This window comes from bacterium, from assembly GCA_040753085.1.
In the GTDB taxonomy this organism is placed as follows: Bacteria; UBA9089; JASEGY01; order JASEGY01; family JASEGY01; genus JASEGY01.
This window is the reverse complement of the sequence record JBFMHI010000132.1, coordinates 1-7,535: the sequence shown is the minus strand read 5'-3', so window position 1 is coordinate 7,535 and position 7,535 is coordinate 1. Positions and strand designations below refer to the sequence as shown.

Annotated in this window: 10 protein-coding genes; all 10 read right to left on the bottom strand. The window is 47.6% G+C overall.

Going from position 1 to position 7,535, the window contains the following annotated elements; all coding sequences use genetic code 11:
- Positions 1 to 153 precede the first annotated feature (153 nt).
- The 10 genes from AB1797_11410 to AB1797_11365 all read right to left on the bottom strand — a co-directional run bounded on the left by AB1797_11410 (position 154) and on the right by AB1797_11365 (position 7,340).
- Entirely contained in the window at positions 154 to 714 is a 561-nt protein-coding gene (locus AB1797_11410) for an O-acetyl-ADP-ribose deacetylase (protein MEW5768206.1), read from the bottom strand.
- 5 nt (positions 715 to 719) lie between these two features.
- Positions 720 to 1,991, bottom strand: coding sequence for a phosphomethylpyrimidine synthase ThiC (gene thiC, locus AB1797_11405; GenBank protein ID MEW5768205.1), 1,272 nt, complete (start codon positions 1,989 to 1,991; stop codon positions 720 to 722).
- Between the two features lie 122 nt (positions 1,992 to 2,113).
- A complete protein-coding gene (gene thiE, locus AB1797_11400; GenBank protein MEW5768204.1) occupies positions 2,114 to 3,148 on the bottom strand; it encodes a thiamine phosphate synthase in 1,035 nt (344 codons plus the stop codon).
- 79 nt (positions 3,149 to 3,227) lie between these two features.
- The gene (locus AB1797_11395; GenBank protein MEW5768203.1) at positions 3,228 to 3,410 is read right to left on the bottom strand and encodes a DUF2273 domain-containing protein; all 183 of its coding nucleotides are present in this window, start codon (positions 3,408 to 3,410) and stop codon (positions 3,228 to 3,230) included.
- A 14-nt stretch (positions 3,411 to 3,424) separates the two neighbouring features.
- Positions 3,425 to 3,985, bottom strand: coding sequence for an alkaline shock response membrane anchor protein AmaP (gene amaP / locus AB1797_11390; GenBank protein ID MEW5768202.1), 561 nt, complete (start codon positions 3,983 to 3,985; stop codon positions 3,425 to 3,427).
- A 174-nt stretch (positions 3,986 to 4,159) separates the two neighbouring features.
- Complete coding sequence (locus tag AB1797_11385) at positions 4,160 to 4,546, bottom strand: Asp23/Gls24 family envelope stress response protein (protein ID MEW5768201.1); 387 nt, start codon at positions 4,544 to 4,546, stop codon at positions 4,160 to 4,162.
- A 174-nt stretch (positions 4,547 to 4,720) separates the two neighbouring features.
- Positions 4,721 to 5,089, bottom strand: coding sequence for a tetratricopeptide repeat protein (locus AB1797_11380; GenBank protein MEW5768200.1), 369 nt, complete (start codon positions 5,087 to 5,089; stop codon positions 4,721 to 4,723).
- Positions 5,090 to 5,400: 311 nt separating this feature from the next.
- On the bottom strand, positions 5,401 to 5,523 hold the full coding sequence (locus AB1797_11375; GenBank protein ID MEW5768199.1) for a hypothetical protein: 123 nt from the start codon (positions 5,521 to 5,523) through the stop codon (positions 5,401 to 5,403).
- A gap of 128 nt (positions 5,524 to 5,651) precedes the next feature.
- Positions 5,652 to 6,215 carry a pyruvate kinase alpha/beta domain-containing protein gene (locus AB1797_11370; protein MEW5768198.1) on the bottom strand — a complete coding sequence of 188 codons (564 nt, stop codon included), beginning with the start codon at positions 6,213 to 6,215 and terminating at the stop codon, positions 5,652 to 5,654.
- A 783-nt stretch (positions 6,216 to 6,998) separates the two neighbouring features.
- Entirely contained in the window at positions 6,999 to 7,340 is a 342-nt protein-coding gene (locus tag AB1797_11365) for an Mth938-like domain-containing protein (GenBank protein ID MEW5768197.1), read from the bottom strand.
- Positions 7,341 to 7,535 lie beyond the last annotated feature (195 nt).

Below are 7,535 nucleotides of genomic sequence, written 5' to 3'. Positions count from 1 at the left end.
AAGGTTTTTAGCAAGAGTAATAATATTGCCCGCCCATTTCACCCTCACCCTATCCCTCTCCCATCAAGGGAGAGGGAATTTTGCTTTGTCTCCCAACTAACTGCTTAACTTAGTTTTGAGTAGTTACCCAAATATTAACTTGACAAGGCCTAGTTACCCCGATTTATTGAGAAGATACTCCATCGCCTTCTGGTAAGCCTTGAAGGTGTCAGCATCAAAGAGGACAAATCTAACCTCTTCCAGAGAGGGGTTTTCTTTGAGAAAGTCGATCACTGTCTGAAGGGCTACCGGAGCGGCCAGATTAACCGGATAGCCGTAAACACCGGTGCTGACAGAGGGAAAGGCCACGGAACGGCAGCCACTGGCGGCGGCCAGCTTAAGACTTTCCCGATAACAACTGGCCAGAAGCTCCGGCTCGTTTTTGTCGCCTCCACCCCAGACCGGCCCTACCGTGTGGATAACATATTTAGCCGCCATATTCCCGGCGGTGGTGATAACCGCCTGACCGGTAGGGAGCCTGCCTCTTTCTGCCCGAATACGCTTGCACTCTTCCAGAATAGCCGGCCCCCCGGCCCGATGGATGGCCCCATCCACGCCACCGCCGCCCATCAGGGAAGAATTGGCCGCATTAACAATGGCGTCGGTTGATTCTTTGGTAATGTCCCCCTGCACCAGAAGAAGACGGGATTGGTTAATTTGCCCTTCCACCTTCATCTTAATCACCCCTTTTCTAGCCCCACCTTAAGGGCGCAATACTCACCGCACATAGTGCAGACCTCACCTTCAGCCGATAGTCTTCTTTCACAGTAAGTCATAGTCTTTTGGGGATTAATGGACCACTTGATCTGTCCTTCCCAATCGAGATTGCTTCGACAGCGGCTCATTTGAGTGTCCCAATCCATCGCCCCTGGAATACCTTTGGCTATATCTCCGACATGGGCCGCAATCCTGGCTCCAATGACTCCATCCCTCACGTCTTCAGGGGTAGGGAGCCTGAGATGTTCACCTGGGGTAACATAACAAAGAAAATCCGCGCCAGCCTGGGCAGCCACTGCCCCGCCAATGGCCGCTGTAATATGGTCATAACCAGGGGCCACATCGGTAACTAAAGGGCCCAGGACATAGAAAGGCGCCGAGCCGCAAATACGTTTTTGTAAAAGGACATTGGCCTCAATTTGATCGATAGGCATATGGCCCGGCCCCTCAATAATGACTGAAACATCCCTGGCCCAGGCCTTTCTGGTCAATTCACCCAGGGTGATTAGCTCCTGAATTTGGGCCTCATCTGAGGCATCGGCCAAACAGCCCGGTCTAAGCCCATCACCTAAACTTATCGTCACATCATATTGGGCCAGGATGTCTAACACCTCCTCAAAATGTTCGTAGAGTGGATTTTCGGCTTGATGATGTCTCATCCACTTAAGCAAGATTGCCCCCCCCCGGCTGACTACCCTCATAATCCTGTTTCCGGTTGACAGCCGCCCGGCCGCCTCCAGGGTTATCCCGGCATGGATAGTCATAAAATCAACCCCCTCTTCGGCCTGAGACCTGATAGTCTCCAGGATGCCCGCCGGGGTCATTTGAGTAATCTCCCCGGCCTTCAAGGCCGCCTCATAAATAGGGACGGTGCCCAGGGGTAAAGGGGTGGCTTCCAGGATGGCCCGTCTTATTTGACCTGTATCTCCACCAATAGAGAGGTCCATTAAGGTATTGGCCCCGGCCGAAAGGGCCACCTCCGCCTTCGCCAGTTCACTTCCCAGACTTCCTGCCTCAGGTGAAGTGCCTAAATTGGCATTTACCTTAGTCCTCAACCCTTCACCAATGGCGCAGGGTTGAGAAGGTCGGTGCTTGATATTAAAAGGGATAACTACCTTGCCCGAGGCCGTTTTGGCGGAAAGCTGAGATGAAGAGCAACCCTCGACTTTAGCCAGCTTTTCCACCTCAGGGGTAATAATCCCCTCTTTGGCTTGCTTCATCTGGGTAGGGTAAATTCTAGATTTTGGATTTCGGATTTCGGATTGTTCCATCTCTGTTTCATCTTCCCTGCACAGGTAACTACTTAGGTAAATAGGCTGAAGGCTGAGGGAGATTGCTTCTACAAGAGACCAACCTATCAAATCAAATCTGACAGGGTACTACCTTGAAGAGAGGCAATCCGTTTGGAAAGCCTCCTGGCAGATACGGCTGTATCCTCAGCCAGGGCAGATATAACGGCGGCTCCATCAGCCCCGGCTTCAATTACTTCAGCCAGGTTATCTTCACAGATGCCACCAATGGCAATTAAAGGGAGACTAACGGTCTGCCTGATTTTCCTGATAAGCTCAATCCCTACTGGTTCACCGGCTTCCGGTTTGGTAGAGGTCCGATAGATGGGACCTACGGCGATATAGTTGGCGCCTTCGGCCGCGGCCTGCTCGGCCTGGGCCAGAGAATGAGTAGAACAGCCGATAATATATTGATAACCCAGGATCTTTCGGGCCAGAGGAAGAGGCATATCCTCCTGTCCCAGATGAACCCCATCAGCCGAAATAGCCAGGACTGTAGCCAGGTCGTCATTTATAATGAGGGGAATATCCGCCGCCTTTGTCAGCCGGAGGAGGTCTTCCCCTGTTTTTACCCGCTCAGAAGGAGTCATTGATTTTCCCCGAAGCTGAATCACCCCTGCCCCCCCGGCCATCATTTCTCGGGCGGCCTCCAACATAGCCTCTTTTTTAAAGACCCCGTCATCCAGAACAGCATAAAGGCCCCCGATACTAAGGGGGCCTCTGGTCAAAATCTGTATCAGCTTCTTTTCTATATTATATAATCTAAAACGAAGTCCTTCAAATTCAGGAGCTGCACCTGGACAGCCAATTTTACTGGTTTCTTCCAGAACCCTGATTGCTTCCTGAGTCCGGCCCAGATTGGCCCGCACTATCTCTTCCCAATTTCCTCGCCCCTCATTTTCCATCTTGACTGATCGTCCCACATCGTGCTCACTTTCTCGAGCCTCAAGGAGCTTTATGTTAGGAAAGGCTCCGGATATTCGCTTGATCTCATGCCGGGCTTCCTTAAGTTCTTGACTAAGAGGAAGCGAGTTAATAATGAACCTGGCCACCTCTTCCGCTACTCTTATCCCTTCCCTGGCCCGGTTCAAATTGGCATCAATGATCCGATAGACCCCCTGATGACGGATGGCGGATTGGTTTAAATGGGCATCAATGATCCGAGATACCTCTCTTTCCAGTTTATTTCTCCATCAGCATCTTGCCGATCACTAAGCCTCCCCCAACACACACCACTAAAATCAAGGTGTTAAAAATTCCGAAGGTGAGCACGAATAGCGCCGCCAGTAAACCGACTCCCCCCCCAATAACCATACCCGGATAAGCCGCTAACAACTCCATAAATTTCTCCTTCAAATTATCCATAGTTCTCCCCTCCTTCAGTCAATCTCTCTATTACTCCTTTGTCGAGCCCATTCTGTATGCAGGATTTTGACTACCAGAACCCTCACCTCTTGACATTTAGGAACACCTATTAGTCCTTCCAGGTAGGCTTTAATCTTTTCCTGGAGTGTGGCCATTGCCTCAGGCACAGGTATTTCAGTCCAGATCACCGCTTTTAAAAGAACCTTTAACCCCTTTCGGGAAGATTTAATTCGTGTCCGCTTTATTTCTTTCACATAAGGTTCTTTTGTGCCAACCTGTTGGATAGCTTCTATTAAGGCGGTCCTGGATATCTTCACTTCTCCCAGTGGATTATGAAGAATCACCCCTTCTTTTTCCTGCTGAGTAAGCTTATAGTCGGTGTGTATAACCAAAAGACAGACCAGCCAAAGGATAAGACCGATTAAGGCCAGGGCATCTTTACTGGTTGGACTCTGCCAGAAAGAGGTGATTATTTCAGGGGTAATAAATTCCAAAGATACAACTATCAATCCGGCTCCAATGACAAACAGGATCATTATTGACAGGGCTACACTAACCCGGTAAGCAAGATTCATCTTTCCAACCCCCTTTTTCAATCTCGGATTTTAGATTACGGATTATTCATTTAAGGCTGAAGGCTGAAGACTGTTAGGAATAAATGCGGAGAGTAGATGATTGGCCTTCAGCCTTCAGCCTTCAGCCTTCAGCCTTCAGCTTATCTATCCGAACTCCGCAGTCCGCATTCAGTTTTAGCTTACTCTCTTTTTTGGAGGCGACTCTTTTTCTTCCTCAATATAGATTCCCTCGACCTGGATATTTACTTCGACCACCGAGAGGCCGGTCAAATTCTCTACCGTTCTTTTAACGGCTTCCTGTATTTGCCAGGCCACTTCCGGAATCCGGACGCCATATTCAACAATGATAGATATATCCAGTACAGCCTCTTTCTCTCCGACCTCAACCTTGACTCCCTTCATCAATTGAGTCCCGGTCAATCTCTTCGCCAGCCCCTCTATAATACCACCGCTCATGCCGGCTACCCCCTTTATCCCGGTAGTCACCAACCCGGCTATGGTGCCCACCACCTCGTTACTTATCCAGATAGAGCCCAGTTCATTTTGTTTCTTCTCCTGCATTTTCAGTTCCCCCTTTCAGTTTATGAAATTTGGTGGTCTGGTGTCTTATCACCCCAAAACCTAAGTGCGATCAGTATACTGGCAGAGTATACCATATCTCACTCCAAATGTCCAGCTTTTTCCTGGAGTATTGTTGAGTTTCATCTCATTCAACCCCACCAACCTCTCCGCCCACTATCTACTGTCTTCTGCCTCTGTCTTCTGTCCTCTGTCTTCTATAAAGGCCTGAAGATTTTCTCGATATACCTTTTTCCCTCCACTCAACTCAACCGCCTTTTCATAAGCTCTTCCGGCTTCTTCCAACTGGCCAAAATATTCGTAAACCACACCAAGGTTATTGTGGATAGAAGCCTTCTCCGGTTTTTTATCTCTGGCTTTCTCCAGCCAGATCAGGGCATCATTCCAAAGACCAAGTCGGATACATCTGACTCCGTAATTATTTTCTATTACATAATCTTCTCTTATTTCTCGCCATCCCCCAGCACATCCGGTCATTAAGAGAAGAATAAACCCTAACCAGAGATAGTCTCGAGTTCGGAGCACCTGCTTGCGGCTCGTCGAGTTTCGAATTTCTCCACGTTCAAATCTTGATCGCATGATAGCCCTCCGGACCAGACAGAAGATAGGTTCAATTATACCCTTGGCAACCGAATATGTCAAGAAAAATTGATGGACATCAGCCTATTCACCTGAGTAGTTACAAAAAATATACAATCAGTGCAATCTGTGGTTAATTGGTTTGCACAGGCCGCATTATTTCGGATTTCGGATTTCGGATTTCGGATTTAAAATCTTCGTATCTACTCAAAATCAAGTTGAAAAAGTAAGCTCATTACAGATTATAGTGCTATGGGTTAAGTTTCATCTCCTTTTGTCCTGACAGCGTCGGCATAAGAGCTTCCCCTCCCTTGATGGGAGGGGTTAGGGGAGGGTGAAATAACAAGAGTAATAATATTGCCCGCCAATTTCACCTTCACCCTATCCCTCTCCCATCAAGGGAGAGGGAATTTTGCTTTGTCTCCCAACTAACTGCTTAACTTAGTTTTGAGTAGTTACAAATCTTCAATCCGCAATCCGCAATTCGCAATCCGCAATTCGCAACTCTTTATCCTGGTTTAGCCAAAATCTCGGTCACTTTCAAATCCAGGAATCTCTTAGAAGCCGCGGATTTGATCAAACAGACCGCATCTGCTCCCCGACCGGTTCCGCCCACGGCTACTACTACTTCACCTTCCGGTATAAGACCGGCATCCACTGCCTCCATAACAATCTCGCAGCAGACCTTAAGTCCTTCTCCAAATCTTCTCAAGGTTTGGGCAATCAGGGTGGTGGGGTAGACGCCGGAAAACTTGGCCGCTAAGGCAGTTTCTAAAGAATGGGTAAGGATGGTTCCCGTATAGATTTTGGCTCCCAGGCTCTCGATTTCTTTCCTTTTATCCGGGGATATTTCCTCTACGTTAGGGCCTTTGAAATTAGCCGAATGGGTAACTACCACCAGATTTATTCCTCGGCCTTGCAGTCTTTTCGCGGCGGCCAGGCCTGTTTCACCTGAGGTGGTAGCCACGACCACGTAACGATAGCCCTCTTCAACTACACCCTCCATAATCTCCAGACAGGCTTCAGTGTTTTCCGGGCCGGGCTTTTCAAAGTATTCAACTTCTCGCTTCATTTTATCTCTCCTCCTTTCAATTTCAGGAACGCTCTCGGATAAAATTGAGCGTTGATTTTATTAGCCTCTACACACCACAAACCCTGGCCTGTCGCCAGGACAGGCTTTTCCTTCACCCCCATTGGCAAAATTTTTCGACCTGTGAAATAGGTTTAAATAAGAGACGAGAAACTTTCCATAGATATAGATAGCTCTCCTACTAAAAACAGGTCGCTCCTATGGAGCTGCAAATATATTGCTTTTGCGAAATTGCTACAAACAGATTGCTCCTACGGAGCTTTATTCAGGTTAGCTCCAGAGGAGCGACATGTTTGTAGAATATATCTCTCATAACAAATTAGCTCCAGAGGAGCGACCTGTTTATTCTCTTTCTCACCTTCTCACCCTCTATTGGGGGATATTTGTATAAACCTATTTCACAGGTCGAAATTTTTTCCTTCGCCCCTGCGGGGCTTAATCAATTTTCAATCTAATATTCCGTAGGTTGAAACCTACGGCTAAAATTCCTTTGCACCTTCGGTGCATAAATTAATTACATTATTTTTCGACCTGTATGATTGGTAGGGAAAAGCAAAAATAAACCACGAAGAACACGAAGTTCACGAAGAAAGTAATTTAAGGGTAAGGTAAATGGGATTAAAAGATTTGTTCTGTAATTCTTCGTGTTCTTCGTGTGCTTCGTGGTTTTTAAAAGATGTGAGTAAGGTTAAGCTAACCATACAGGTCGAAAAATTGCAGGTCGATTTTCCCCCATCGCCCTCCTAACCCAAAACTCGAAACTAATCAACAGGTCAAATGGAGTCCGGCCACTACTCGTTTCTGCTCTTTCAGAAGCCGATTGAATTCCTGGCAGGCCTGAGTCGTTGGTAGGGCCATCAGTTTGATCCCCTGAGATTCAATGTATCTTCTGGTTTCTGGCGGGACACGAAGGCAGCTTGATGCCCCGCAGCCAATGATCAAGATCTCAGGTTTCTCAACCATAACCTGATTAATATCAGCCGGACATAGCCCATGTCCCTCCTGCCGCCACCAATTGGCCTCGACCCGGTTAGGATAGACAATCACATCGTGAGAATAATGTTTACCGTCAATAGTAATGGAACCAAAAGAATAGGCATTGATCATCGCTTTCCCCCTCCTTATTTGTCCCTAAAAGTCTTCCCCCTTCAGTCTATCCACCTGAGCAGTTACAATTTAAGTATCTACTCAAAATCAAGTTAAAAAAGTAAGCTCATTACAGATTATAGTGCTATGGGTTAAGTTTCATCTCCTTTTGTCCTGACAGCGTCGGCATAAGAGCTTCCCCTCCCTTGATGGGAG

Bases quoted from the DNA above. Each gene is read 5' to 3' on its own strand.
- AB1797_11365 (MEW5768197.1), bottom strand. From the start codon at position 7,340: ATGATCAATGCCTATTCTTTTGGTTCCATTACTATTGACGGTAAACAT.
- amaP (MEW5768202.1), bottom strand. From the start codon at position 3,985: ATGAATCTTGCTTACCGGGTTAGTGTAGCCCTGTCAATAATGATCCTG.
- AB1797_11410 (MEW5768206.1), bottom strand. From the start codon at position 714: ATGAAGGTGGAAGGGCAAATTAACCAATCCCGTCTTCTTCTGGTGCAG.
- AB1797_11395 (MEW5768203.1), bottom strand. From the start codon at position 3,410: ATGGATAATTTGAAGGAGAAATTTATGGAGTTGTTAGCGGCTTATCCG.
- AB1797_11385 (MEW5768201.1), bottom strand. From the start codon at position 4,546: ATGCAGGAGAAGAAACAAAATGAACTGGGCTCTATCTGGATAAGTAAC.
- AB1797_11370 (MEW5768198.1), bottom strand. From the start codon at position 6,215: ATGAAGCGAGAAGTTGAATACTTTGAAAAGCCCGGCCCGGAAAACACT.